25 protein-coding genes are annotated in these 23946 nt (G+C 64.0%); 15 read left to right on the top strand and 10 right to left on the bottom strand.

Translation table 11 applies throughout. From position 1 onward, the window contains the following. Positions 1 to 94: 94 nt before the first annotated feature. The gene (locus tag FJ936_RS07195) at positions 95 to 280 is read right to left on the bottom strand and encodes a hypothetical protein (RefSeq protein WP_140792608.1); all 186 of its coding nucleotides are present in this window, start codon (positions 278 to 280) and stop codon (positions 95 to 97) included. A 165-nt stretch (positions 281 to 445) separates the two neighbouring features. Here FJ936_RS07195 and FJ936_RS07190 point away from each other — a divergent pair, with 165 nt between their 5' ends. Then, positions 446 to 1687: an acyltransferase gene (locus FJ936_RS07190; RefSeq protein ID WP_246680418.1), complete on the top strand. Its 1242-nt coding sequence runs from the start codon at positions 446 to 448 to the stop codon at positions 1685 to 1687. 212 nt (positions 1688 to 1899) lie between these two features. Then, a complete protein-coding gene (locus tag FJ936_RS07185) occupies positions 1900 to 2202 on the top strand; it encodes a DUF982 domain-containing protein (RefSeq protein WP_140792610.1) in 303 nt (100 codons plus the stop codon). Between the two features lie 120 nt (positions 2203 to 2322). On the opposite strand, the gene FJ936_RS07180 is transcribed toward FJ936_RS07185, so the two are convergent. After that, complete coding sequence (locus tag FJ936_RS07180) at positions 2323 to 2559, bottom strand: hypothetical protein (RefSeq protein WP_141906306.1); 237 nt, start codon at positions 2557 to 2559, stop codon at positions 2323 to 2325. A 219-nt stretch (positions 2560 to 2778) separates the two neighbouring features. Here FJ936_RS07180 and FJ936_RS07175 point away from each other — a divergent pair, with 219 nt between their 5' ends. The 8 genes from FJ936_RS07175 (at position 2779) to FJ936_RS07140 (ending at position 12049) form a co-directional block, all read left to right on the top strand. Further along, positions 2779 to 3498 carry a Crp/Fnr family transcriptional regulator gene (locus FJ936_RS07175; RefSeq protein WP_140792613.1) on the top strand — a complete coding sequence of 240 codons (720 nt, stop codon included), beginning with the start codon at positions 2779 to 2781 and terminating at the stop codon, positions 3496 to 3498. Positions 3499 to 3868: 370 nt separating this feature from the next. Beyond that, complete coding sequence (gene kdpF, locus FJ936_RS07170; protein WP_015315765.1) at positions 3869 to 3958, top strand: K(+)-transporting ATPase subunit F; 90 nt, start codon at positions 3869 to 3871, stop codon at positions 3956 to 3958. 20 nt (positions 3959 to 3978) lie between these two features. Continuing rightward, the gene (gene kdpA / locus FJ936_RS07165; protein WP_140792615.1) at positions 3979 to 5682 is read left to right on the top strand and encodes a potassium-transporting ATPase subunit KdpA; all 1704 of its coding nucleotides are present in this window, start codon (positions 3979 to 3981) and stop codon (positions 5680 to 5682) included. Further along, a complete protein-coding gene (locus FJ936_RS07160; protein WP_246680417.1) occupies positions 5666 to 5905 on the top strand; it encodes a hypothetical protein in 240 nt (79 codons plus the stop codon). The genes kdpA and FJ936_RS07160 overlap by 17 nt, the downstream gene beginning before the upstream one ends. Further along, on the top strand, positions 5902 to 7995 hold the full coding sequence (gene kdpB, locus FJ936_RS07155) for a potassium-transporting ATPase subunit KdpB (RefSeq protein WP_140792617.1): 2094 nt from the start codon (positions 5902 to 5904) through the stop codon (positions 7993 to 7995). Before FJ936_RS07160 ends, kdpB begins: the two co-directional genes overlap by 4 nt. A gap of 11 nt (positions 7996 to 8006) precedes the next feature. Continuing rightward, a complete protein-coding gene (kdpC, locus tag FJ936_RS07150) occupies positions 8007 to 8570 on the top strand; it encodes a potassium-transporting ATPase subunit KdpC (protein WP_015315769.1) in 564 nt (187 codons plus the stop codon). 57 nt (positions 8571 to 8627) lie between these two features. Further along, a complete protein-coding gene (locus tag FJ936_RS07145) occupies positions 8628 to 11363 on the top strand; it encodes a sensor histidine kinase KdpD (RefSeq protein ID WP_140792620.1) in 2736 nt (911 codons plus the stop codon). Continuing rightward, positions 11360 to 12049 (top strand): response regulator transcription factor, encoded by a 690-nt coding sequence (locus FJ936_RS07140; RefSeq protein ID WP_140713324.1) that lies wholly within the window; start codon positions 11360 to 11362, stop codon positions 12047 to 12049. Before FJ936_RS07145 ends, FJ936_RS07140 begins: the two co-directional genes overlap by 4 nt. Positions 12050 to 12073: 24 nt before the next feature. Here FJ936_RS07140 and FJ936_RS07135 read toward each other — a convergent pair whose 3' ends face one another. The 8 genes from FJ936_RS07135 to FJ936_RS07100 form a co-directional block, all read right to left on the bottom strand. Beyond that, positions 12074 to 13510: an MFS transporter gene (locus FJ936_RS07135; RefSeq protein ID WP_140792622.1), complete on the bottom strand. Its 1437-nt coding sequence runs from the start codon at positions 13508 to 13510 to the stop codon at positions 12074 to 12076. A gap of 197 nt (positions 13511 to 13707) precedes the next feature. After that, positions 13708 to 14190: a DUF992 domain-containing protein gene (locus tag FJ936_RS07130; RefSeq protein WP_140792624.1), complete on the bottom strand. Its 483-nt coding sequence runs from the start codon at positions 14188 to 14190 to the stop codon at positions 13708 to 13710. Between the two features lie 91 nt (positions 14191 to 14281). Continuing rightward, positions 14282 to 14758 (bottom strand): DUF992 domain-containing protein, encoded by a 477-nt coding sequence (locus FJ936_RS07125; RefSeq protein WP_023770564.1) that lies wholly within the window; start codon positions 14756 to 14758, stop codon positions 14282 to 14284. A gap of 209 nt (positions 14759 to 14967) precedes the next feature. After that, positions 14968 to 15810, bottom strand: a complete 843-nt coding sequence (locus FJ936_RS07120) for a tetratricopeptide repeat protein (RefSeq protein WP_015315775.1) — start codon at positions 15808 to 15810, stop codon at positions 14968 to 14970. Between the two features lie 139 nt (positions 15811 to 15949). Further along, positions 15950 to 16216, bottom strand: a complete 267-nt coding sequence (gene rpsU, locus FJ936_RS07115) for a 30S ribosomal protein S21 (RefSeq protein WP_010911429.1) — start codon at positions 16214 to 16216, stop codon at positions 15950 to 15952. Positions 16217 to 16391: 175 nt separating this feature from the next. Further along, a complete protein-coding gene (locus FJ936_RS07110; RefSeq protein ID WP_140618786.1) occupies positions 16392 to 16778 on the bottom strand; it encodes an SET domain-containing protein-lysine N-methyltransferase in 387 nt (128 codons plus the stop codon). A 127-nt stretch (positions 16779 to 16905) separates the two neighbouring features. Continuing rightward, positions 16906 to 17664 (bottom strand): SDR family oxidoreductase, encoded by a 759-nt coding sequence (locus FJ936_RS07105; protein ID WP_140792626.1) that lies wholly within the window; start codon positions 17662 to 17664, stop codon positions 16906 to 16908. Between the two features lie 102 nt (positions 17665 to 17766). Next, complete coding sequence (locus tag FJ936_RS07100; RefSeq protein ID WP_140792628.1) at positions 17767 to 18135, bottom strand: DUF2568 domain-containing protein; 369 nt, start codon at positions 18133 to 18135, stop codon at positions 17767 to 17769. A gap of 203 nt (positions 18136 to 18338) precedes the next feature. On the opposite strand from FJ936_RS07100, the gene FJ936_RS07095 reads away from it, so the two are divergent. Genes FJ936_RS07095 through FJ936_RS07075 form a run of 5 tightly spaced genes read left to right on the top strand, consistent with a single transcriptional unit; the run spans position 18339 to position 23889 of the window. After that, entirely contained in the window at positions 18339 to 19592 is a 1254-nt protein-coding gene (locus FJ936_RS07095) for a sarcosine oxidase subunit beta (protein WP_140792630.1), read from the top strand. A gap of 2 nt (positions 19593 to 19594) precedes the next feature. Then, positions 19595 to 20017 carry a hypothetical protein gene (locus tag FJ936_RS07090; protein WP_140792657.1) on the top strand — a complete coding sequence of 141 codons (423 nt, stop codon included), beginning with the start codon at positions 19595 to 19597 and terminating at the stop codon, positions 20015 to 20017. A gap of 11 nt (positions 20018 to 20028) precedes the next feature. Then, positions 20029 to 20325 carry a sarcosine oxidase subunit delta gene (locus FJ936_RS07085; protein ID WP_140792632.1) on the top strand — a complete coding sequence of 99 codons (297 nt, stop codon included), beginning with the start codon at positions 20029 to 20031 and terminating at the stop codon, positions 20323 to 20325. Then, on the top strand, positions 20322 to 23315 hold the full coding sequence (locus tag FJ936_RS07080) for a sarcosine oxidase subunit alpha (protein ID WP_140792634.1): 2994 nt from the start codon (positions 20322 to 20324) through the stop codon (positions 23313 to 23315). The genes FJ936_RS07085 and FJ936_RS07080 overlap by 4 nt, the downstream gene beginning before the upstream one ends. Further along, a complete protein-coding gene (locus FJ936_RS07075) occupies positions 23308 to 23889 on the top strand; it encodes a sarcosine oxidase subunit gamma (protein WP_015315783.1) in 582 nt (193 codons plus the stop codon). Before FJ936_RS07080 ends, FJ936_RS07075 begins: the two co-directional genes overlap by 8 nt. Positions 23890 to 23946: the final 57 nt, after the last annotated feature.

Raw genomic sequence — 23946 nt, 5'->3', positions numbered from 1 at the left:
GCTGTCAGTTCCTCGTCGACCTCGTCGTCGGTCTTGTCATCCACGGCAGGCAACTCAGGAGCCGAAGCCCCTTCGCCACTCCCGGCCTCCGTGATTACCTGAAAGACTTTGGCGCGACGTAGCCACGGGCAGCCAGACCGTCGACCACGGCCTTGTTGAACTCGGCCTGCGTGATCTGCCCGACCTCGGCCATGTCCTTGGCCTGCTGGTATGAAACCTCGATACCGCCGAGGACCTTGACCGTGGTCTTCTCGACCTCTGTCTCCTCCTGCTTGGCCATCTCTGCCGCCTCGGTAGCAAGGGCACCTTGCTTGGCCCTGTCAGCGTCAGCCTGTGCTTCCTGTGCCCGGAACAGGCCTTGGCGAGCGCTTGTGCCGGCTCTGGGCAAGGTTGCATAGTCCAACAAAGCGACTCAGCGTGCTGTGCGCATCGGCTCGGAGCAATCGTGATTGGACTTTATGACATCTGGCCCGCTTTTGTGGTCGTCGCGCTGCTTTGGCCGCTTGCGGGCATGCCGCTGTTTCAGCGGGTAGGTTTCGGATCGAACTCCTCCAGGGTGCGGGCAATAGACGGAATGCGAGGCTATCTGGCGCTTGCCGTCGTGCTTCACCACGCCGTCATCTACCATGAAATGCTGGCGACCGGCGCATGGAAGTATCCGCCCTCGGCTTTCTATGGCCCACTGGGACAGGTAGGCGTATCCTTGTTCTTCATCATCTCTGCCTATCTGTTCTGGGGGAAACTGCTGTCGGCCAGGTCCTCCGTGGATTTTCCGACCCTGTTCCTCAAGCGGGCTTTCAGGATCGGGCCGCTCTATGTTGTGGCCGTCGGCACGGCGATGGCTTTGGAGGTCGCCGATGGCGCGATCGACTATTCGGCCTTCGCAACTTACGAGCAGGCATTTTTCAATCTGCTGCTCGGTGTCTTCGGCTACGTCCCGCTTTCGAGTTCCCGCGTCTGCGCATTGGCCTGCGTAACCTGGACCTTGCCCTATGAATGGCTGTTGTATTTCAGCCTGCCGATCGCGGCGATATTCAGCCGGCATCCGGTGGCCCGCATGGGCTTGCCAGCCGTTCTCCTGGTTTTTTCAATTCTCATGTCAGTGAACGGAGGCCGCCCCGCCTATGGCTTTCTCGGACTTTTCGCGGGCGGGATGTTGTGCGCAACGCTTGAAGCACACGGCCTGCTGGTGACGTGGCATCGGCATGCCTTGTCCGCCGCCGCCCTTGTGATGCTGGTGTGTATCTTCGCTGTCTATAAGACTGCCTACGCGCCGGGGCCGATGCTGCTATGCATTGCCACCTTCTTCCTGGTGGTGACGGGCGCTGATTTCTTTGGTCTGCTGACGGCCTCCCGCTCAGTGCGGCTGGGCGAGATCAGCTTTGGCATCTATCTCTTGCAGGGGCTAGCCTTCGTCTCGACATTCTCCATCGCGCCCGTGCGGGCCTTCGCCATGGACAACCCCGCCCAATATTGGCTCGTGATATTGATTGCGATGGTGCTTCTGATCCTCATGGCGCTGGTCGCGCATCTTGTGGTCGAAAAGCCGGGCGTCTCGCTGGGAAACCGTCTTGCGGCAGTTCTTCGCCTGTCGACGCATCGCGAGGTGCGTGAGACGACAGCCGCTGACGCGGCAGCCCTGGCGCATCGCGCACGTCTCACAAGACAGTCTGCAGGCAGCGCATAACGTCCAAGAGCGATGATTTCCGGGCCGTTCGAATGCTGATTGGCCTGTGCTGGCGGGAACGATGGGGGCATGGCGATCAGAGCACGACAGCCGCTTTTCATATGAAATCTCCCGGCCCGGAACCTCTTGGCCAGCGGCGCGTTTCACGGCGTCCCGTCCGTGGACCAGCCCGGATATTTCTCCTGGCGCTGCTATAATCAGGAGCCCGCTTCATGTATGACAAGTTGTTTCATCCGCCCGTCGCACTGACCGTCGGTCTCGGCTTCAAGCGCGAAATCGCCTCGCTGGCCGAAATGCACGATTTCCTGACCAACTGGACGACCTCCCGACGTGGTCCGCTTTATCGCAATGCCGTCGAGGCGTGCAGCCTGGCCTTGGAAGGCTGCATCACGAGGGACGAGGCGCGCCATGCGCTTGTTGAATTCGCGGAAGCCACCGGTATTCTCTGGCCCGAGATCGAGCCGGTCATCGTGGCGCGCGCCGTCGCACGCGGCCATGGCGGCTACGCCGCCTGATCGTTCGAGCTGTCATTGCGATGGCCACCTCGTAAGGCCGCTCCCCCGAAAGCCCGGCTTGGCCCTCCGAGCCCGGCTTTTCCGTTCCATCTTGCGGAGGGTCCGCAGACCAGGCCGCGGTCAATCGCACCAGTTCGATGAGATGACGAGCGATGCTTCGAAGACATGGCGCCCGCTCTCGTCGCGCACCTTCACGGTGATGGCCGTTCGGTCGTTTTCGATCATCTCGTCGCGAATGATGTCGGGCAGGATAAGGATTGCCTCTCGCCGCAGACGCTCGCGCGAGTCGAACACCTGACCATGGTCATCCACCGTCAGGCCATCGCCATTGTAAAGGTCGAGAAAGTATCTGGGCATGATGCGGCCGGATCCCGAGCTGATGAAATTTCCAAAAGAGACTTGAGCGACAATTCGCGGGCTAAGCCGTTGTTCCATCAGAGATGATCTTCGTTGGCGAATAAGCGCCTTCTAACAAATGTTAATGCCCGCCGGCGCCCGACGACCTAGTGCTTCGGTAGCCGCCCCTTGCTTTCGACAGTTGGCGATCGGCTCTGAGCCCTTTCGCTGGAGATAGCGGTGCTGGAATCCCTGTATCTGAATCTCGCCCAGCACGACGCGCTTTCCGATGCCGAAAAGGCGCTGCTGGCTGAGGCCATGACTTTCGAGCGGCATTTCGCGGTCGGCCAGGATATCGTCGCATCGGGCGCACGGCCCACCTATTCGACCCTGATCCTCGACGGTTTGGCGGCGCGCTACAAGGTGCTCGAGAACGGCGGCCGGCAGTTCACCTCGCTGCAGGTGCCTGGCGATTTCGTCGATCTCCACGCCTTCCTTCTGAAGACGATGGATCACGGCATCGTTGCTATGTCGCCCTGTCATGTCATGTTCGCCGATCACAGCCGGCTTCGTGCCATCACCGAGGAAGCGCCGCATCTGACGCGGCTGCTGTGGCTGGACACGCTGGTCGACGGCGCCATCCATCGCGAGTGGATCGTGGCGATGGGCCGCCGCTCCAAGACCTCACACCTGGCCCATCTCCTCTGTGAGCTTTTCGTACGGCTGCAGGTGGTGCAGCGCACCAACGGTATGAGCTTTCACCTGCCGTTCTCACAGGCCGAGCTGGCCGATGTGCTCGGTCTTTCCGTCGTACACATGAACCGCGTCATCGGCGCCCTGCGCAAAGTCGGCGTCGTCAATTGGGCAAATCACACGGTGACAATCCTGGATTGGCACAGGCTCCAGGAAATCGCCGAGTTCGATCCGACCTATCTCAGCCTGACGCGGGAGCCGCGGTAGAGCGTTCCCAGCAAGGCCGCAAAGCGCGGCGGCATATCCTTCCCGGCAATCCGCGTCGACAAGCTGCTCTTCGACGGCGAGCCGCGCCGGAAACCTTTATAGAATTCCTATTTCTTTCCCATCCGCCCCGTCTCGAACCTTTATGGCGATCGGGTCCATATGCACGTCGAGCAAAGCCGTCGACGCTGCCTAGTGCGGCGCGCCGTCTTACGGTATTTCTGCCCTGTCTTTGGCAGGAGACCAGTAGAAAATTGGAAGCAAGGAAAAGCACAATGGACATTATTGTTCTCGGGATCGGGGTTTTGTTCTTCGGCCTGTCCATCGTCTACGTCAAAGCTTGCGACAGAATTTAAGCTGAAGGATCGAGCCTATGCTTGTCGATTACATCCTCGGCGGTGGCGTGACCTTGTTCCTGCTCGCCTACCTCACCTACGCGCTCATTCGTCCAGAACGCTTCTGAAGGCACGGAAAGCCACAGCCATGACACTGAACGGATGGATACAGATCCTCCTCTATTGCGGGATCCTCGTTTTGCTGGTGAAGCCGCTTGGCTTCTACATGCACCGCGTCTTCAATGGCGATCGCACGCCGCTTTCGCCGATCCTCGGCCCGCTCGAGCGCGGGCTCTACCGCATTTGCGGAACCAGCGAGCGCGAGGAGCAGCACTGGACCACCTATGCGGTGGCTCTCCTGCTGTTCAACCTGGCGGGCTTCCTGGTGCTCTATGTCCTGCAACGCCTGCAAGGCAGTCTGCCCTACAATCCGGTCGGCATGAGCGCGGTCGACCCAGCGCTCGCCTTCAACACCGCCGCCAGCTTCATGACCAACACCAACTGGCAGAACTACGGCGGCGAAAGCACGATGTCCTATCTCGTGCAGATGGCCGGGCTGACGGTCCAGAATTTCGTTTCGGCCGCCACCGGCATCGCCATTGCAATCGCGCTGATCCGCGGCTTCGCCCGGGCGTCGGGCAAATCCATCGGCAATTTCTGGGTCGATATGACGCGCGCCACACTTTATGTGCTCTTGCCGCTCTGCGTCGTGCTCACCCTGGTCTATGTCTGGCTCGGCATGCCGCAGACGCTGGGGCCTTACGTCGACGCCACGACGCTTGAGGGCGCCAAGCAGACCATCGCGCTGGGGCCGGTCGCCTCGCAGGTCGCCATCAAGATGCTCGGCACCAATGGCGGCGGTTTCTTCAATGCCAACGCGGCACATCCCTTCGAGAATCCCGACGCCATCTCCAACCTGATCCAGATGCTGTCGATCTTCGTCGTCGGCGCCGCATTGACCAACGTCTTCGGCCGCATGGTCGGCAATCAGCGCCAGGGCTGGGCGATCCTCGCCTCCATGGGCGTGCTGTTCATCGTTGGCGTCGCCGTCTGCTACTGGGCGGAAGCCGCGGGCAATCCGCTGGTGCATGCGCTGGGCATCGACGGCGGCAACATGGAAGGCAAGGAGACCCGCTTCGGCATCGCGCTCTCGGCTTTGTTCTCCGTCATCACGACGGCCGCTTCCTGCGGCGCGGTCAACGCCATGCACGATAGCTTCACCGCGCTCGGCGGCATGGTTCCGCTCATCAACATGCAACTCGGCGAGGTCATCGTCGGCGGCGTCGGCGCCGGCTTCTACGGCATGCTGATGTTCATCCTGATCGCCGTCTTCGTCGCCGGCCTGATGGTCGGCCGCACGCCCGAATATCTCGGCAAGAAGATCGAGGCGAAGGAGGTCAAGATGGCGATGCTGGCCATCCTGTGCCTGCCGCTGGCGATGCTGATCTTCACGGCGATCGCGGTGGTGCTGCCGAGCGCGGTGGCGTCGATCGCCAATGGTGGGCCGCACGGCTTCTCCGAGATTCTCTACGCCTACACCTCGGCGGCGGCCAACAATGGTTCGGCTTTCGGCGGCCTCAGCGGCAACACGCCCTGGTACAACATCACGCTCGGCATCGGCATGCTGATGGGCCGCTTCCTGGTCATCATCCCGGCGCTTGCCATCGCCGGCGCGCTGGCGGCGAAGAAGACCGTCCCCGCCTCAGCCGGCACCTTCCCGACCGACGGTCCGCTGTTCGTCGGGCTGCTGGTCGGCGTCATCGTCATCGTCGGCGGCCTGACCTTCTTCCCGGCGCTCGCCGTCGGACCTGTCGTCGAGCACCTGGCGATGATCCATGGACAGACATTCTGAGGCAGACATGTCCTGGTTCAGCAACAAGCGCCGCAATATCAGGCATCGGGCCGATCCGGGGAAGGAGGGGCTGCCGCCTCCCTTCCCGACCATGTCGACGTTTCTTGGGCTTGCCGCCGCCATGATCGCGCTTTGGCTGCTGGCCTACCGGCTTCCTCATCTTTTTTCGGCATCCGACCAGTCGCCGCCGCACACCAACACTGAAGCCGGAGCTTCAAAATGAGTCAGTCAAAGTCAGCCAGCATCATGGATGCCGGCATCCTGTGGCCCGCCATCGGCGGCGCCTTCCGCAAACTCGATCCGCGCACGCTGGCCCGCAACCCGGTGATGTTCGTCGTCGCCGTCGTCTCGGCGCTGACATCGGTGCTGTTCGTCAAGGACCTCGTCACCGGCGGCGGTGATTTGCTGTTCACGCTGCAGATCATCATCTGGCTGTGGTTCACCGTGCTGTTCGCCAATTTCGCCGAAGCCGTCGCCGAAGGGCGCGGCAAGGCGCAGGCGGATTCGCTGCGCAAGGCTCGCACCGAAACCCAGGCCAAGCTTTTGACGGGCGAGGACCGCACCAGGTTCAAGCTGGTACCCGGCACCAGCCTGAAGGTCGGCGATATCGTTCTCGTCGAGGCCGGCGACATCATCCCGTCCGATGGCGAGGTGGTGGAAGGCGTCGCCTCGGTCAACGAGGCGGCGATAACAGGCGAATCCGCGCCGGTGATCCGCGAATCCGGCGGCGACCGATCGGCCGTCACCGGCGGCACGCAGGTGCTGTCGGACTGGATCCGCGTGCGCATCACCGCCGCCGCGGGCCACACATTCCTCGACCGCATGATCTCGCTGGTCGAAGGCGCCGAGCGCCAGAAGACGCCCAACGAGATCGCGCTCAACATCCTGCTCGTCGGCATGACGCTGATCTTCGTGCTGGCCACAGCGACCATCCCGAGCTTTGCCCACTACTCGGGTGGCTATATTTCGGTGACCGTGCTCGTCGCGCTGTTCGTGACGCTTATCCCGACCACGATCGGCGCGCTGCTGTCGGCCATCGGCATTGCCGGCATGGACCGGCTGGTGCGCTTCAATGTGCTGGCCATGTCGGGTCGCGCCGTCGAAGCCGCCGGCGACGTCGACACGCTGCTCCTCGACAAGACCGGCACCATCACGCTCGGCAACCGCCAGGCGACGGAATTCCGCCCGGTCAAGGGCGTCAGCGAGCAGGAACTGGCGGACGCGGCACAGCTTGCCTCGCTCGCCGACGAGACGCCGGAAGGCCGCTCGATCGTGGTGCTGGCCAAGGAGAAGTATGCCATCCGTGCCCGCGACATGGCGACATTGCATGCTACTTTCGTGCCCTTCACCGCGCAGACCCGCATGAGCGGCGTCGACATCGACGGTTCGTCGGTACGCAAGGGCGCAGTCGATTCCGTGCTCGCCCATGTCAACCAGGCGACATCGGCCAGCCGCGCGACGCGCCCGAACAGCGACACGATCAGGGATTTGCAGGCGATCGCCGACGAGGTCGCGAAATCCGGCGGCACGCCGCTGGCGGTCGAGCGGGGCGGGCGCCTGCTGGGTATCGTGCACCTCAAGGACATCGTCAAAGGCGGCATCCGCGAGCGTTTCGCCGAGCTGCGCAAGATGGGCATCCGCACGGTCATGATCACCGGCGACAACCCGATGACGGCAGCTGCCATCGCGGCCGAAGCCGGCGTCGACGACTTCCTTGCCCAGGCGACACCGGAGGACAAGCTGAAGCTGATCCGCGACGAGCAGTCCAAGGGCAAACTGGTCGCCATGTGCGGCGACGGCACCAACGATGCGCCAGCCCTTGCGCAGGCCGATGTCGGCGTCGCCATGAACACCGGCACGGTCGCTGCTCGCGAGGCCGGCAATATGGTCGACCTCGACAGCGATCCGACCAAGCTTATCGAGATCGTCGAAATCGGCAAGGCGCTGTTGATGACGCGCGGCTCGCTGACCACCTTCTCGATCGCCAATGACGTGGCCAAGTATTTCGCCATCATCCCGGCCATGTTCGCCGTCTTCTACGTCGCGCCCGGCCAGACCACAGGTCCGCTGCAAGCGCTCAACATCATGCATCTGGCGACACCGCAGAGCGCCATCCTGTCGGCCATCATCTTCAACGCGCTGATCATCATCGCGCTGATCCCGCTGTCGCTGCGCGGCGTGAAGTACCGGGCGATCGGCGCGGGTGCGCTGCTCAGCCGCAACCTTCTCGTCTACGGCCTCGGCGGCATCGTCGTGCCGTTCGTCGGCATCAAGATAATCGACATGGCCGTCACGGCCCTTGGCCTTGCATAAGGATCATTCCGATGCTCAAGCAGATCAGACCCGCGATCATCATGATCGTCTTCTTCACCGTGCTGACCGGGCTCGTCTATCCCATCGGCATGACCGGCATCGCCCAGGCGCTGTTCCCGCGCCAGGCCAATGGCAGCCTGATCGAGAGGGGCGGCAAGGTGATCGGCTCCGAACTGATCGGCCAGGCCTTCGCCAGCGACACGTATTTCCACGGCCGGCCGTCGGCCGCCGGCAACGGCTACGATGCCAGCGCCTCCGGCGGCTCCAACCTCGGTCCGACCAACCCGAAGCTGATCGAGCGCATCAAGGGCGACGCGGAAAAGCTGATGGCTGAGAACCCGGACCAGCCGGTGCCGATTGACCTAGTGACGACGTCCGGCAGCGGCCTTGATCCGCAGATCAGTCCCGAGGCCGCTTATTTCCAGGTTCCGCGCGTGGCCAAGGCAAGGCGCATCGACGAGGCCAAGGTCAAGGCGCTCGTCGACGGCCAGGTCGAGGACCGGGAATTGGGCGTGCTCGGCGAGCCGGCGGTTAATGTGCTGGCCCTCAACCTGGCGCTGGATGCCGCGAAGTAGGTGATGTCCGGCGCCGGGGATCGACACGGTCCCCGGCGCCATTCATGATCGGACCCGATGCCGGACGACAGAAGCAACGTCGAAAACAGACCATCTCCCGACGCGCTGCTAGAGCATGCCGAGCGGGAAGGGCGCGGCCGTCTGCGCATATTCCTGGGCGCGGCACCCGGTGTCGGCAAGACTTACGAGATGCTGATGTCTGGTCGCGCCAGGCTGGCCGACGGTGCCGACGCGGTGATCGGCGTGGTCGAGACGCATGGCCGCAAGGAAACACAGGCCCTGGTCGAGGGGTTTGAAGTCATTGCCCGCCGCAGGGTCGACTACAAGGGGCGCGTCCTCGACGAGATGGATATCGATGCCATCCTTGCCCGGCGTCCGGCGCTGGTCCTGGTCGACGAACTCGCCCACACCAACGCGCCCGGCAGCCGCCACCCCAAGCGCTATCTCGATGTCCAGGAAATCCTGGCGCGGGGCATAGACGTCTATACGACGCTGAACATCCAACATGTCGAAAGCCTGAACGACGTCGTCGCCCAGATTACCCGGGTCAGGGTGCGCGAGACGGTTCCAGACTCCATCATCGACCAGGCGGATGATGTCGAGATCATCGATCTGACGCCCGACGACCTGATCAAGCGGCTGGAGGAGGGCAAGGTCTATTTCCCCAATACCGCGCAGCGTGCTGTCGAGAACTATTTTTCGCCGGGCAATCTGACGGCGTTGCGGGAACTGGCGCTGCGCCGAACCGCCCAGCGCGTCGACGAGCAACTGCTCAACCACATGCAGTCCCACGCCATCCAGGGTCCGTGGGCGGCGGGGGAGCGAGTTCTTGTCTGCGTCGATGCACGTCCGGGCGGGGCAGCCCGCATTCGCTACGCACGCAGGCTGGCCGACAGGCTTCGTGCACCCTGGACGGCGCTTCATGTCGACACGCCTCGCTCCGCCGGCATGTCCGAGGATGACAAGGACAGGCTCGCCACACTGCTGCGCCTTGCCGAGCAGCTCGGTGCCGAGGTGACGACCATCCCGGGCCAGAGCGTCGCGCAGGACATCGTTCGCCATGCGACGGCCAACAATTTCACCCACATCGTGGTCGGCAGGCCGACCCGGTCGCGCTGGCGCGAACTGATCGAAGGGTCGCTCACCTATGATCTGATCCGCAATGCCGGCGACATCAGCGTCCATGTCATCTCCGGAACGGAGCGGGACACCGAAACGTCTTCCAGGAGAGTGAACGCGGCAGCCGAGGAAAGGCATTTCCAGGCCAAGCCGTATTTGCTCGCCACGGCTTACGTTGCCGGATCATTGGCCGTCAGCACCGTTCTCGACCAGTTCCTCGACGTTCGCAATCTGGCGATCGTCTTCCTGCTCTCCGTGCTGACGTCGGCGGTGGCTGGTGGTCTCTGGCCGGCGCTTTACGCCTGTTTCCTCAGTGTCCTTGCCTTCAACTATTTTTTCCTCGAGCCACGCTACACGCTGACGATCCGCGATCCCGAGAGCATCGTCGCGATTGCCGTCTTCGTCGCCGTTGCCGTCATCGCCAGCAACCTGACGGCGCGCGTGCAGCGTCAGGCCGCCGCCGCCCGCTCGCGGGCGCGGGCAACCGAGGACATCTATCTGTTCTCCAAGAAGCTCGCGGGCGCCGGCACGCTCGACGACGTGCTCTGGGCCACCGCCTTCCAGATCGCCTCGATGCTGAAGCTGCGCGTGGTGCTGCTGCTGCCGGAAGACGGCACGATCACCGTCAAGGCAGGCTATCCGCCCGACGACACGCTGGCCGAGGCCGACATTGCCGCCGCACGCTGGGCCTGGGAGCACAACCGTGCCGCCGGACGCGGCGCCGACACGCTTCCTGGCGCCAAGCGCCTCTATCTTCCCTTGCGCACGGGACGCACCGCAATCGGCGTCGTCGGCCTCGACAATGACAAGCAGGGCCCGCTTCTGACGCCCGAGCAGCAGCGGCTGCTCGACGCGCTGGCCGATCAGGCGGCGGTGGCGATCGAACGCATCCAGCTCGTTGCCGATGTCGACCGCGCCAAGCTCGCGGCCGAAGCCGACCGGCTGCGCTCGGCGCTGCTGACCTCGATTTCGCATGACCTGAAAACGCCGCTCGCCGCCATCATGGGCGCGGCCGGCACGCTCAAGGAATTCGCGCCCGACCTCCCCGAGCAGGACAGGGCCGAGCTCCTGTCGACCGTGATCGACGAATCGGAGCGGCTGAACCGCTTCATCGCCAACCTGCTCGACATGACCAAGATCGAATCCGGGGCGATGGAGCCGAACTACGCCCTCCATTATGTCGGCGATATCGTTGGCACGGCGCTCGACCGTGCCCGCAAGATCACCAGCGAGCACAAGATCGAGGTCGATATTCCGCCCAACTTGCCGATGCTGCGGCTCGATCCCGTGCTGTTCGAACAGGTCCTGTTCAACCTTCTCGACAATGCCTCGAAATATTCGCCGCCCGGCTCGACGATCCGCATCCAGGCCTGGGCCGATAATGGCTCCGTCATGGTGCGGATCATGGACGAGGGACCGGGCATTCCGGCGCAGGACCTGGAACGTGTCTTCGATACCTTCTACCGGGTGCGCAAGGGCGATCAGGTGCGCGCCGGCACCGGGCTCGGCCTGTCGATCTGCCGTGGCTTCGTCGAGGCGATGGGCGGCACGATCGCGGCCGCCAACCGGACCGACCGCCCCGGTGGCGCCTTCACCATCAGGATGCCGGTGCCGGCGCAGGCGCGCGATATCGGCAACCGCGGCGACGAGCCCGGCATGGATCAGCCTCGATGACCAATTCGAATGTCAGGATACTGGTCGTCGACGACGAGCCGCCGATCCGCAAGCTGCTGCGGGTCGGCCTTGGCAGCCAGGGTTACGCGGTCAGCGAGGCGCCGAACGCCAAGGCGGCGATCGAGCTGATGGAACAGGAGACGCCGGATCTCGTGCTGCTCGATCTCGGCCTGCCCGGCATGGGGGGCCATGAACTCCTGCGCAAATGGCGGGAGGAGGGCGTCGACGTTCCCGTCGTCATCCTTTCCAGCCGTACCGACGAGGCCGGCATCGTCAGCGCGCTCGAACTCGGCGCCGACGACTATGTCACCAAGCCGTTCGGCATGAACGAACTGGTGGCACGCATCCGGGTGGCGCTGCGCCACAAGTTCCAGCAACAGGGTGAGAAGCCGATATTCCAGAGCGGTGACCTCAGCGTCGATCTGGTCAAGCGCGTCGTCAAGGTCGAGGACAGGGAGGTGAAGCTCTCGCCGAAAGAGTACGACATACTGCGCATCCTGGTGCAGCATGCCGGCAAGGTGCTGACCCACCACTTCATCCTGAAGCAGATCTGGGACGACTCGACAGACGTGCAGTACCTCAGGGTTTATGTCCGACAGCTCAGGCAGAAGATCGAAAAAACCCCCGACCAGCCGCGCTACATCACCACCGAAACCGGTGTCGGCTATCGCCTGCGTGTCGAGTGAAATAGCCTGTCCGATAAACCTGCGTCAGCCGATCGCCTCCAGAGGCCGATTTGCCGCCGCCGATATCCGCAAGGCGGCGAGACAGCCCAGAATGCCGAGCGGCACGAAGGCAAGGAACAGCCAGCTCGCGACATTGGCCGCGGCGTCGTGATTCAGGCCCTGCGAAAAGCCGCTGGCGTTGGCGACGATGCCGGCAATGGCGGCGCCCACTGCATAGCCGATGCGCTGCATCGTCGGCACCGCGGCCGAGGCGATGGTCTGCTCCTCGGCCGGTGCGGAGGCGACGATGACGCGGGTCAGGAACGGCCAGGCAATGCCGAAGCCTCCGCCCTGCAGCAGGGCGCAGACCAGGATCAGCGGGATCGAGCCCAGCGGTATCGTGTAGGCGAAGCCGGCGATGCCCGCCGCGATCATCAGCGCGCCGCAGACAATGATCAGCCTTTCGCGCCGCGGCGGCGCGTTGGCGACGAGAATCGACAGGATCGACCAGGCGATCGATTCGGCGGCGATGATGTAGCCGGTGGTCAGCAGCGGAATGTCGTGCAGGCTGGTCAAGAGCAGCGGCCCGTAGACGCCGAAGGAGCAGGTCGCGATGGAAAAGGCGGCGACCATCGTCATGCCGGCGCCGACCGGCGTGCGCCAGGAGAACAGCCGCGCCGGGAACAGCCTGGAGCGCGGCTTCAGCGCATCGACGTAGAAAAACAGCGCGAGGCCCGTCAGGCCTAGCACGATCAGCAGCGAGGAACGCAACAGGGCGATGTCGACGCCGGCCGAGGCGATCAGCACCACGGCGACGGCAAGGCAGCCAAGCGCCACGAAAGGGAAGGGCGGCGCCTTGCCGGCACTCGTGCTGGGTTTCTTCGCCTCCGGCGTGTTGAGTACGAGGAAGCTTGCCAGCGCCATGGCGGTGCCGCCGAGTGTGAAGACGCCGAAGGCCCAGCGCCAGGACAGCAATTCGGTCATAACAGCGCCAAGCAACGGGCCGCTGAAAGCAGCAACGCCCCAGATAGCCGACATGATACCGAAAAGCTGCGGCCAGATGGCACGCGAAAACAGCCGCTCGACCGATACGAAGGCCAGCGACACCAGCGCGCCGCCGCCGAGGCCCTCGATCAAGCGGCCGGCAAGGAACAATTGCATCGAGGGCGAGGTGGCGCAGATCAGCGCCCCGGCGGCATAAAGCAGGGCCGCGACCACCATGTTGGTGCGCAGCGGGACATAACTCACCAGGCGTCCGGCGGCGGCACCGGCGACGATGGCGCCGAGTTCGTAGATTGCCAGGGACCAGCCGACGAGCTGTACGCCGGCCAGTTCGCCGACCATGGCCGGCATGACCGTCGCCACCATCGTCTCATTGGTGGCGTGCAGCAGGATGCCGAGGCTGATGAAGCAGAAGCGGGCGAGGTCGCCGCTTGCCCACAATGCGCGCCAGTCGACCTTGTTTGTGCTGATGTCAGTCATGTCCATCCCTGCCTTGCATATCTCGATGTAGCCGCACGGCACCAGAAGCCAGTGCGGGCTTCCAGCAGGACCATGCGCGCCGCGTCGAGATGCGGCCTTGCTCGGGGCGGGTTTGTAGAACCTCAACCTCTGTTGAGCTCAAGCGATTTTCTCGAAATATGTTTAGGCCAGCGTCGTCCTAGCTGGACCGCTTGCGATCAATTCTCGGTGCTGCGCAACTGGAATTGGCTGACGCCGATGGCGAGATTGATGCCGGTCTGCGTCTGCAGGCTGAGCGGCTGCAGGGTAAAGGCCTGCGAGGAGCCGCCGACCAGGAGATTGGCGCCGGCGCCGATGGCGGCGGTCACTTCGGCGCTGGCGCCGATGTAGTCGCCGGCCAATGCACCCGGCGCGTAGATGTTCTTCAGCGGCGTCAGCACCAGCCAGCGCATCACCGCCTGCTTGGTCGTGCCGATATCGAGTCCGTATTTGTTGACGGCGCCGAAATAGGCTTCCGGCGCGAAGCTCTTGTCGGCCGGGGTGAAGGTGCAGCTCAAATCCTTGCTCGAGCCGAAGATGAAGCCGGTGCCGCCCGATATGGCGCATTCAAGCGCACCGAGTTCGATGCCCTGGTCCTGCGCTCGTGCAGCGCCCGCAAGCATGATCGTGGTCGCGGCAGCGGCGATGGCTGTCCTGAACATGGCGGTCCCCTCAAAATCAAACAGCGCGGAACCATACTATCTGGTTCCGCGCCGCAGGGTGAGGGGTCGTGGAGCGCGTGGCTCCGTGCAATCACTTGAGCGAGTGGATCAGCTCCAGCGAGGTGACGGCGACCGCCAGGTTGACGCCGGTCTGCGCCTGGACGCTGAGTGGCTCCAGCATGAAGGCGCTGTCGAAGCCACCGACCAGCAAGTTGGCGCCGCCACCGGTGACGACGCTCGCCTCGGCGTTGACGCCATAGTAGCTGCCGGCAAGGTCGCCCGCGTCACGGTCGCGGGTTGCGGCAAACACCGCCCAGACCAACTGGCCCTGGTGCGTCTTGCCGAGATCGACGCCGAGCTTCGAGATGACGCCGGTGTAAATTTCAGACGGCCCGTGATGATAGGGCCGGAACACACAGGACACGCCCTTGTTGGAGGTCACGAGATAGCCGGTGCCGCCATCGATGGTGCAGTCGAGCGTGCCGAGCTGCAACCTGCCGGCGCTGGCCGGGGCGGCAGCGAACATAGTCGTTGCAAGGGCGGCAGCGCAGACGAGTTTCTTGATCATGGGAGGGTCCTTTCGCAATCGGTCTTCAGTAACGTCTCGAGCGCCGCGACCGTTCCGCCGAAAACTTGGCGCGAACAAGGCGAGGGGTTAACGGCTTGTCGCGGGGGTTAATACAGGGTTGCCGGATTGGCGGCGATCTTCAACGCCGCGTGTCCTTTCGGATACGCACGATGCAGTGCGCACCTTGCCGTGGGCCTGATGAGCCGACGTCAGCTGACGCGGGCGAGGCCGTCCTTGGCCGGCTGGTAGCTGGGGTTGAGGCGCACAGCCTCGCGATAGGCCTTCGCCGCCTTTGCCTTGTCGCCGCGCCGTTCGTAGATCAGCGCCTGGTTGGCCCAGGCCTCGGCGTTCTGGCCGTCGAGCTTGATGGCCATGTTGAAATCGGAGAAGGCGTTATCCTCGTCGCCGGTCGCCAGATAGGAGAGGCCACGGCCGTTGTAGGGTTCGGCGGCGTCGGGGGCCAGCGAGATAGCGGTCGAGAAATCCTCAATGGCGAATTTGTGCTGGCCCTGGCTCTGATAGATCAGGCCGCGATTGTGATAGGCGCGGGCGTCCGTCGTGTCGAGCTGGATCGCCTTCTGGAAGTCGTTGAAGGCATCCTGGGTGCGGCCCGCCTTACGGTAGAGATTGCCGCGGCCGATATAGGCGGCGTCATAATTGCCGTTGATCTGGATCGAGCGATTGTAGTCGGCAAGGGCTGCTTCCTGGTTGCCGAGGAAACGCTGGATGAGGGCCCGGTTCGAATAGGCCTGGTAGAAATTCGGATTGAGCTGGATGGCCTGGTTGAAATCCTTGAGCGCCGCCTGGTACTGGCCGCCGCGGCCATAGGCCGAGCCGCGGACATTATAGCCTTCCGGATCCTGGGGATTGCGCTGGATGACCGCCGACAGCGAGGAGATATTCTCGCTCGACCCTTGCGCCTTGTCGATGTTGTTGAATTCACCGGCCGGCCCCGATGTCTGGCAGCCGGCAAGCATCAGTCCGGAAAGCAGGGCCGCTGTCAGGGCGAAACCACGCAATGCGGTCCCGCGCTCCACGCTTGTTGCGTTCATGTCTGCCCTGTCCTCACTTGCGCCGTCGTTCAGGTCCGGTTCCCCCTCCGGGCCGGGTCACATCAAAATAAAAGGGTGGCGGCGATTCCGCATCGCGCCACCCTGGTATCCTTCGAAAAGGACGAAATATTGGCGATAATCAGCGCGGCGGACGCGCTGCACCGGCGGCACCGCCAGCAGCGACCGGACGCGGGGTCATCGGCAGCAGGCCTTCGCGCTGTGCGCGCTTGCGGGCCAGCTTGCGGGCGCGGCGAACGGCTTCGGCCTTTTCACGGGCGCGCTTCTCGGAAGGCTTCTCGTAGTGGCCGCGCATCTTCATTTCGCGGAAAATGCCTTCGCGCTGCATCTTCTTCTTCAGCGCGCGAAGCGCCTGATCAACGTTATTGTCGCGGACGAGTACCTGCACGGGCAATCCTGTCTTTCGGGTTTGATATCAACAGGCAAGCAGCCATAGCCGCAAGCCTCCGCGGCGCTCGACACCACGAATTGTGGCGGCTGATAGCAGAATCAAGCCTCACTGTCCACAGTCGAAATGAGAGACGACAGCCAAATTGCCACGTCGCCTGGAGATAGTGTGCCCGTTACGCCGTCGCCAGGTGCAGCCGCTCGAAATCCTCGAAGAACTCACCGTAGTCGCAGGTGATCTCCTCGCCGATGGCGATATCCCGGGTCGCGGTCGCACCGCCATATTGCGAAAAGTCGGTGTTCGGGGTCGCCGAATGGTTCATGAAGCGGCCATTGTCGACCTCGTAGACCATGAAACCGGGCTTATCCGGGCTCGGATAGGCATAGCGGTCGAGCAATTCCTTCAGGGGCTGGGGTGCGGCCTCATATTTGTCCATCGGAATCAGCCGGTCGAAATCCGGATCCAGGCGCCAGATCGAGGCGCCCTTCCGGATGGGTTCGGCGGCGAACATGCCGACGCCTTCGATCGCGCTCTGGGCGACATAGGTTCGGACCAGCATCATGGTTTCACAACCCGTCTTGGCAAGAAGACCCGTTTCGACAGGAAACGGAATCGCCAAATCGCGCCGAAAAAGCAAGAGCGGCGGCCTGCGTCACAACGACGAACAGGCAGCTCTCCGTAAAAATCCTTCACGTCCGGTTGATCGACACACCGCCATCGGCAAACAACGCGGTACCCGTGGTGAAGCTCGAGGCGTCAGAGGCAAGGTAAAGCGCCGAGCGGGCGATCTCTTGCGGCTGGGCCATGCGTTTCAGGGCATGGAGGCCCTCGACGAAGGCGCGGGCCTCGGGTGTGGTCGTCGTCGCACCCGGTGTGTCGGTGCCACCCGGCAGCAGCGCGTTGACGCGCAGTCCCTTCGGTCCATATTCGGCGGCCAGCACCTGCGTCAAACCGATCAGGCCTGCCTTGGCGGCAGCGTAGGCGGCCATGCCGGGCATGCCGGCGGTGTAACCGACAAAGCTCGATGTGAAGATCAGCGAGCCGCCGCCGCGCTCCAGCATGGCCGGTATCTGATACTTCGCGCCGAGAAAGGCGCTGGTCAGGTTGGTATCCATCGTCCCGTGCCATGTCTGTGCCGACATGTCGGGGACGGAGCCCATCAGTCCGACGGAGCCGGCATTGTTCAACGCGATGTCGAGGCCACCGAAGCTGCCGACCGCCAACTCGACGAGGGCTTTCGCATAGCTCTCGTCGGTGACATCTCCCGCGAGAGCGACGGCGGTGCCGCCGGCATCCTCGATTTCGGCGGCGAGTGCATCGAGCTCCGCTCGGCGGCGAGCGGAAATGACGAGCCTGGCGCCTTCCTCGGCGAACAGCTTTGCCGTGGCGCGGCCGATGCCGGAACTGGCACCGGTGACGATGGCGATCTTATTGGCGAGTGCGAGCATGTTTGGCATCCTTGTCCTTCGCGCCAGCTTCGCCGGCGATCGGATGCTTGGTCGCAAATCGGCAGAACAGCAGCCACCCGAAAGCTGCAGAGATCCGCGCCACTACTGCCGCAGCAGCCATGCCAGACGATCCAGCGAGAACGCGTAGCTGATGACGATCAGCAAGGCCATGATGATGGCCGTAATGGTATGGCCCGCCAAATGGAAACCCGCGGCGCCGCCGAACAGGACGATGAATTCCAGCGCCAGCCTGACAGCGCCCGGTACAGGCACCGGTGCCCGGCCCGACCGGCTTGGATCGTTGAGGACCGCGAAGATACCCCATGCCGCGGCTGCGGCGAGCGGCAGGGCAATGGCGAGGACCCAACGCCACGCTTCGTCCGAAAGGCTCCAGCCTGCCATGCCGAGGCCGAGCAAGGCGGCAAGCTCCAGCAGGAAGCGCAATGTGAGATTCCACCAGGCGTTGCCCATCATCATCCTCCGAACCCCAGCGCCGAGAAGTGTGACTGAAGGCAATCATGGGAGCCAGGCCGGATAGCTCTTTTTCAGCGCGGCGCAAAACGGCAAGCGCCGTCGCAAACAGCGCAAGGGTGGCAGCGCTGTTTCGCTAGTGATACACCTCGCGCGCCGGGGCTTGATGATGAACGCCCGGCTGCCATTTGCGAGGCTGGAACGTGAAGAAATATTCGGTATTCGCCATCGCCCGCGAAGCCATGCGCGGCCACAAGGGCTGGGAGGAACAATGGTCCTCGCCGGAGCCGAAGAAGGAATACGACGTTATCATCGTCGGTGCCGGCGGCCATGGGCTCGCGACCGCCTATTACCTCGCGACCGTGCACGGCATCACCAATGTCGCGGTGCTGGAAAAGGGCTGGCTGGGCGGCGGCAATACCGGCCGCAACACCACCATCATCCGCTCCAACTATCTTTATGACGAGAGCGCCGGGATTTATGACCATGCGCTGAAGCTCTGGGACGGGCTCTCCCAGGAGCTCAACTACAACGTCATGTATTCGGCGCGTGGCGTCATGATGCTGGCGCACAATGTGCACGACATCCAGGTGCTGAAGCGCCATGTGCACGCCAACCGGCTCAACGGCATTGACAATGAATGGCTGACACCCGAGCAGGCGAAAGCATTCTGCCCGCCGCTCAACACGTCCAAGGATGCACGCTATCCGGTGATCGGTGCGGCGTTGCAGCGTCGCGGCGGCACGGCGCGCCATGACGCGGTCGCCTGGGGTTATGCGCGCGGCGCCTCGGCGCGCGGCGTGCACATCATCCAGAACTGCGAGGTGACCGGCGTCAAGCGGGCCGCCAATGGCGCGGTGACGGGCGTCGACACGACGCGCGGCTTCATCGGCGCCAAGAAGGTTGGCGTCGTCGCCGCCGGACACTCCTCCGTCATCATGAACATGGCCGGCGTGCGCATGCCGCTGGAAAGCTATCCGCTGCAGGCGCTGGTGTCGGAGCCGATCAAGCCGGTCGTGCCTTGCGTTGTGATGTCGAACACGGTGCACGCCTATATCTCGCAGTCCGACAAGGGCGAACTGGTGATCGGCGCCGGCACCGACCAGTATGTCTCCTATTCGCAGACCGGTGGGCTGCACATTCTTCAGCATACGCTCGACGCCATCTGCGAAATGTTCCCGATCTTCACGCGCATGAAGATGCTGCGGTCGTGGGGCGGCATCGTCGACGTCACACCCGACCGCTCGCCGATCCTGGCCAAGACGCCGGTGCCCGGCCTCTACGTCAATTGCGGCTGGGGCACGGGCGGCTTCAAGGCGACGCCGGGGTCCGGGCATGTCTTTGCCCACACCATCGCCAAGGACGATCCGCACCCGATCAACGCGCCCTTCACCATCGAGCGCTTCCGCACAGGCCGCCTCATCGACGAGGCGGCGGCCGCGGCGGTGGCGCACTGATGATGATGGCCGAGGTGGCAGTCGCGGTGCCGCTGATGCTGGCGGGGGAACAGGGCATGTTCCATGTTCCGACGGCGCAGGAAGTGCGGCTGCAGCCGATCAGCCGTGCGGGAAACGAGACCGGCTGGCCGTTTTCTGTCGACGAGGGAATGCTCGCCTGCGTCTGGAGTGTCGGCCAGAAAGTGGTGATGTTCTTCGAAGGCAGGCCGCATGGGCTGGATGAAGACGAGGATTTCCAGCCGCGTGGCGTCGTCGTTACGACAGATCCGATGCAGCTGACGCTCGGCAACATGGCCAACCGCGATCTGTTCAGCGCGGCGACGAGCGTCGAGGAGCGGCTGCGGCTCGTCGCTCCCTTCATGACTATGGGCCAGAAGCTTTGCGATCAACCGGCTGGCGCGCGCGTCGGCCACGGCGAATTGTAGGAACAAACACGATGCTTCTCATCCGCTGCCCCTATTGCGAGGAAGAGCGCCCGGAACTCGAATTCCGCAACGCCGGCGAGGCGCACATCGCACGCTCGGCCAACATATCAGGCGAGAGCGACGACGACTTCGAGAAGTTCTTCTTCATCCGCTCCAATCCAAAGGGCATTATCCATGAGCGCTGGCGCCACATGCATGGCTGCGCGCGCTTCTTCAACGCGGTGCGCGACACCGTCACCGACAAGTTCGTCATGACCTACAAGGCCGGCGAACCGAAACCCTCCAAGCTGCCCGGAGTAGCGAAATGAGCGGCGCGTTGCGCATTCCCGGCGCCGGACGCCTCAGCCAGGCCAAGACCGCGCGGTTCAGCTTCGACGGCCAGTCCTATGAGGGCATCGAGGGGGACACTCTGGCCTCGGCGCTGCTCGCCAATGGCGTGCATCTGGTCGGCCGATCGTTCAAGTACCACCGCCCGCGCGGCATCCTGTCGGCCGGCGCGGAAGAGCCCAACGCGCTGGTGCAGATCGTGCGCGACGACGCGCGCAAGACGCCGAACGTGCGCGCCACCGTGCAGGAGCTCTATGACGGGCTCGCCGCCAATTCGCAGAACCGCTGGCCGTCGCTGTCCTTCGATGTCAGCGCGGTCAACGACCTGGCCTCGCCGCTGTTCTCGGCCGGCTTCTACTACAAGACCTTCATGTGGCCGAAGGCGGCCTGGAAGAGCCTTTACGAACCCAAGATCCGCGAAGCCGCCGGCCTCGGTGTTTCGCCCGACAAACCCGATCCCGACCATTATTCGTCGCGCTACGCCCATTGCGACGTGCTGGTGCTGGGCGGCGGCGCGGCCGGCATCGCGGCGGCACTTGCCGCGGCGGAGACCGGCGTGCGCGTCATCCTGGCCGACGAGCAAGCCGAGTTCGGCGGCAGCCTGCGCTTCGAATCTGGTGCGAAGATCGACGGCCAGGACGGCTTTGCCTGGGCACAAGGTGCGGTGGCGAAGCTCGCTGGCATGGACAATGTTCGCGTGCTCCCGCGCACGACGGCGTTTGGCTATTACGCCCAGAATTTCGTCGGTCTGGTCGAGCGCGTCAGCGATCACCTGAAGGCCCCCGCCCACGATCTGCCGCGCGAACGGCTCTGGCAGGTCCGCGCCAAGCGCGTGGTGCTGGCCTCCGGCGCCATCGAGCGTCACATGGTGTTTGCCAACAATGATAGGCCCGGCATCATGCTGGCGGGTGCGGCGCGCACCTTCCTCAACCATTATGGTGTCGCGATCGGCCGGAATGTCGGCGTCTACACCGCCAATGATTCGGCTTACGGCGCCGCGATCGACCTGAAGAAGGCCGGCATCAACGTGGCGGCGATCGTCGATTTGCGTGACAACCCGACCGGCCCGGTGATCGATGAGGCCAGGGCCCTCGGCATCGAGATCAATTTCGGCCGTGCCGTGATCCGCGCCGGCGGCAAGCTACGGGTGTCGTCGATGACGGTGCAGCCGAAGAATGGCGGCGGCGAACGCACTATTCCCGTCGATGCGATCCTGATGTCCGCCGGCTGGACGCCGTCGGTGCATCTGTTCTCGCAATCGCGCGGCAAGGTCGCCTTCAACGACGAGACCAAGCGCTTCGTGCCCGGCACCTACGCGCAGGACTGCGTGTCGGTCGGTGCCTGCAACGGCACCGACGGCCTGACGGTGACCGTGGACGAGGCCTATGCGGCGGGCGCCAAGGCGGCGAAAGAAACAGGCGGCAAGGCGTCCAAGGGCGCCAAGCCGAAGGTCGAAGCCTCGGAAAGCTGGTCGCGCGGCATGCTGGGTGCTGGCCCCGGCGCCGGGCCGGACACGACGGTGAAAGCCTTCGTCGATTTCCAAAACGACGTGACCGCCAAGGACATCCGCCAGGCGGTGCATGAAGGCATGCGCTCGATAGAGCATGTCAAGCGCTTCACCACCAACGGCATGGCGACCGACCAGGGCAAGACCTCTAACATGCACGGACTGGCGATTGCCGCCGAAACGCTGGGCAAACCGATCCCGGAAGTCGGCCTGACCACGTTCCGCGCGCCCTACACGCCTGTCACCTTCGGCGCGATCGTCAGCCACGCGCGTGGGCCGCTGTTCGACCCGACACGCAGAACCGCGATCCATCCCTGGGCCGAGGCGCAAGGCGCGGTATTCGAGGATGTCGGCCAGTGGAAGCGCGCCTGGTACTTCCCCAAGGCAGGCGAGGACATGCATGCGGCGGTCGACCGCGAATGCGTCGCCGTCCGCAACCAGGCCGGCCTGTTCGATGCGTCGACGCTGGGCAAGATCGAAGTGGTCGGCCCGGACGCGGCGAAGTTCATGGAACTGCTCTACACCAATCCGTGGGAGAAGCTGGAGCCCGGCCGCTGCCGCTATGGCATCATGCTGCGCGAGGACGGCTTCATCTATGATGACGGCGTCGTCGGCAGGCTGGCGCCGGACCGCTTCCATGTAACGACGACGACGGGCGGCGCGCCGCGCGTCATGAACCACATGGAGGATTACCTCCAGACCGAGTTCCCGCATCTTAATGTTTGGCTGACCTCGATCACCGAGCAGTGGGCGGTCATTGCCGTCCAGGGGCCGAAGTCGCGCGAGATCATTGCGCCGCTGGTCGAAGGCATCGACATGTCCGACGAGGCGCTGCCGCACATGTCGGTGCGCGAGGGCAAGATCTGCGGCGTGCCGACGAGGCTGTTCCGCATGTCGTTCACCGGCGAGCGCGGTTTCGAGGTCAATGTGCCGGCCGACCATGGCCAGGCGGTCTGGGAAGCGTTGTGGGCCGAGGGCCAGAAGCATGGCGCCGCCGCCTATGGTACCGAGGCGATGCACGTGCTGCGCGCCGAGAAGGGCTACATCATCGTAGGCCAGGATACGGACGGTACGGTGACGCCAAACGATGCCGGCCTCGACTGGGCGGTCGGCAAGAAGAAGGCCGATTTCGTCGGCATTCGCGGCCTGACGCGGCCTGATCTCGTCGCCAAGGGGCGCAAGCAACTGGTCGGCCTGAAGACCAAGGATCCAAAGGTGGTGCTGGAAGAAGGCGCGCAGATCGTCGAGGATCCCAAGCAGGCGATCCCGATGAAGATGCTCGGCCATGTCACGTCGAGCTATTGGTCGCAAAATTGCGGCCGTTCCATCGCGCTGGCGCTGGTCGCCGGCGGGCGTGACCGGATGGGCGACACGCTCTATGTGCCGATGCCGGACGGGGTGATCGAAGTGGAGGTTACCGGCATGGTGTTCTTCGACGAGACGGGAGGGCGCCTCAATGGCTAAGGCTGCTGCAAAGACGGCCACGATGGCTTCATCATCAGCAGAGCGGCGTCCGGCATTGGCCGGGCGCACTGTCTCCGCAACGAGTGTCAAGGTCGAAGTGCTGCCGCCGGCCGAGCGTATCTCGCTGCGCGCCCCGGAGGCTTCAGTCGCCGCTTTGTCGAAGGCGCTCGGCCTGACCTTGCCGAAGAAGCCGAAAACCTCGGCGTCGAAGGGCGGGCGTACGGCGTTGTGGCTTGGCCCGGACGAGTGGCTTGTCATCGACGAGGCCGGCAAGGACCCACTCGCCGATTGCGCAGGAGTTTCCGCCTTGCATTCGTCGGTCGGCATCTCGCATCGCAACATCGCGATTTTAGTCGCCGGTCCGGCGGCGGAAGCCGCGATCAATTCGGGCTGCCCGCAGGACCTGTCGCTCGACGCCTTCCCGGTGGGCGCCGCTTCGCGCACCATTCTCGGCAAGGCCGAGATCGTGCTGCTGCGCACGGCCGACGAGGCCTTCCGGGTCGAGTGCTGGCGTTCCTTCTCGGACTATGTCTTTACTTTCCTGTCCGAGGGAGCCCGCGACGCCGCCGGCTGACCCCGGAACGTTTGCCGCCCGCGTCCGTTGAGCGGCGACAGTCGAGGGAGAGATGCC

It is taken from the genome of Mesorhizobium sp. B2-4-13 (assembly GCF_006658535.1).
In the GTDB taxonomy this organism is placed as follows: domain Bacteria; phylum Pseudomonadota; class Alphaproteobacteria; order Rhizobiales; family Rhizobiaceae; genus Mesorhizobium; species Mesorhizobium australicum.
The sequence above is the reverse complement of the archived record's forward strand: the minus strand, read 5'-3'. Positions and strand labels throughout refer to the sequence as shown.

Coding starts and splice junctions, on each gene's coding strand:
- FJ936_RS07195 (WP_140792608.1), bottom strand. CDS start 280: ATGGCCAAGCAGGAGGAGACAGAGGTCGAGAAGACCACGGTCAAGGTC.
- FJ936_RS07185 (WP_140792610.1), top strand. CDS start 1,900: ATGTATGACAAGTTGTTTCATCCGCCCGTCGCACTGACCGTCGGTCTC.
- FJ936_RS07180 (WP_141906306.1), bottom strand. CDS start 2,559: ATGCCCAGATACTTTCTCGACCTTTACAATGGCGATGGCCTGACGGTG.
- kdpF (WP_015315765.1), top strand. CDS start 3,869: ATGCTTGTCGATTACATCCTCGGCGGTGGCGTGACCTTGTTCCTGCTC.
- kdpA (WP_140792615.1), top strand. CDS start 3,979: ATGACACTGAACGGATGGATACAGATCCTCCTCTATTGCGGGATCCTC.
- FJ936_RS07160 (WP_246680417.1), top strand. CDS start 5,666: ATGGACAGACATTCTGAGGCAGACATGTCCTGGTTCAGCAACAAGCGC.
- kdpB (WP_140792617.1), top strand. CDS start 5,902: ATGAGTCAGTCAAAGTCAGCCAGCATCATGGATGCCGGCATCCTGTGG.
- kdpC (WP_015315769.1), top strand. CDS start 8,007: ATGCTCAAGCAGATCAGACCCGCGATCATCATGATCGTCTTCTTCACC.
- FJ936_RS07145 (WP_140792620.1), top strand. CDS start 8,628: ATGCCGGACGACAGAAGCAACGTCGAAAACAGACCATCTCCCGACGCG.
- FJ936_RS07140 (WP_140713324.1), top strand. CDS start 11,360: ATGACCAATTCGAATGTCAGGATACTGGTCGTCGACGACGAGCCGCCG.
- FJ936_RS07135 (WP_140792622.1), bottom strand. CDS start 13,510: ATGACTGACATCAGCACAAACAAGGTCGACTGGCGCGCATTGTGGGCA.
- FJ936_RS07130 (WP_140792624.1), bottom strand. CDS start 14,190: ATGTTCAGGACAGCCATCGCCGCTGCCGCGACCACGATCATGCTTGCG.
- FJ936_RS07125 (WP_023770564.1), bottom strand. CDS start 14,758: ATGATCAAGAAACTCGTCTGCGCTGCCGCCCTTGCAACGACTATGTTC.
- FJ936_RS07120 (WP_015315775.1), bottom strand. CDS start 15,810: ATGAACGCAACAAGCGTGGAGCGCGGGACCGCATTGCGTGGTTTCGCC.
- FJ936_RS07110 (WP_140618786.1), bottom strand. CDS start 16,778: ATGATGCTGGTCCGAACCTATGTCGCCCAGAGCGCGATCGAAGGCGTC.
- FJ936_RS07105 (WP_140792626.1), bottom strand. CDS start 17,664: ATGCTCGCACTCGCCAATAAGATCGCCATCGTCACCGGTGCCAGTTCC.
- FJ936_RS07100 (WP_140792628.1), bottom strand. CDS start 18,135: ATGGGCAACGCCTGGTGGAATCTCACATTGCGCTTCCTGCTGGAGCTT.
- FJ936_RS07090 (WP_140792657.1), top strand. CDS start 19,595: ATGATGGCCGAGGTGGCAGTCGCGGTGCCGCTGATGCTGGCGGGGGAA.
- FJ936_RS07085 (WP_140792632.1), top strand. CDS start 20,029: ATGCTTCTCATCCGCTGCCCCTATTGCGAGGAAGAGCGCCCGGAACTC.
- FJ936_RS07080 (WP_140792634.1), top strand. CDS start 20,322: ATGAGCGGCGCGTTGCGCATTCCCGGCGCCGGACGCCTCAGCCAGGCC.
- FJ936_RS07075 (WP_015315783.1), top strand. CDS start 23,308: ATGGCTAAGGCTGCTGCAAAGACGGCCACGATGGCTTCATCATCAGCA.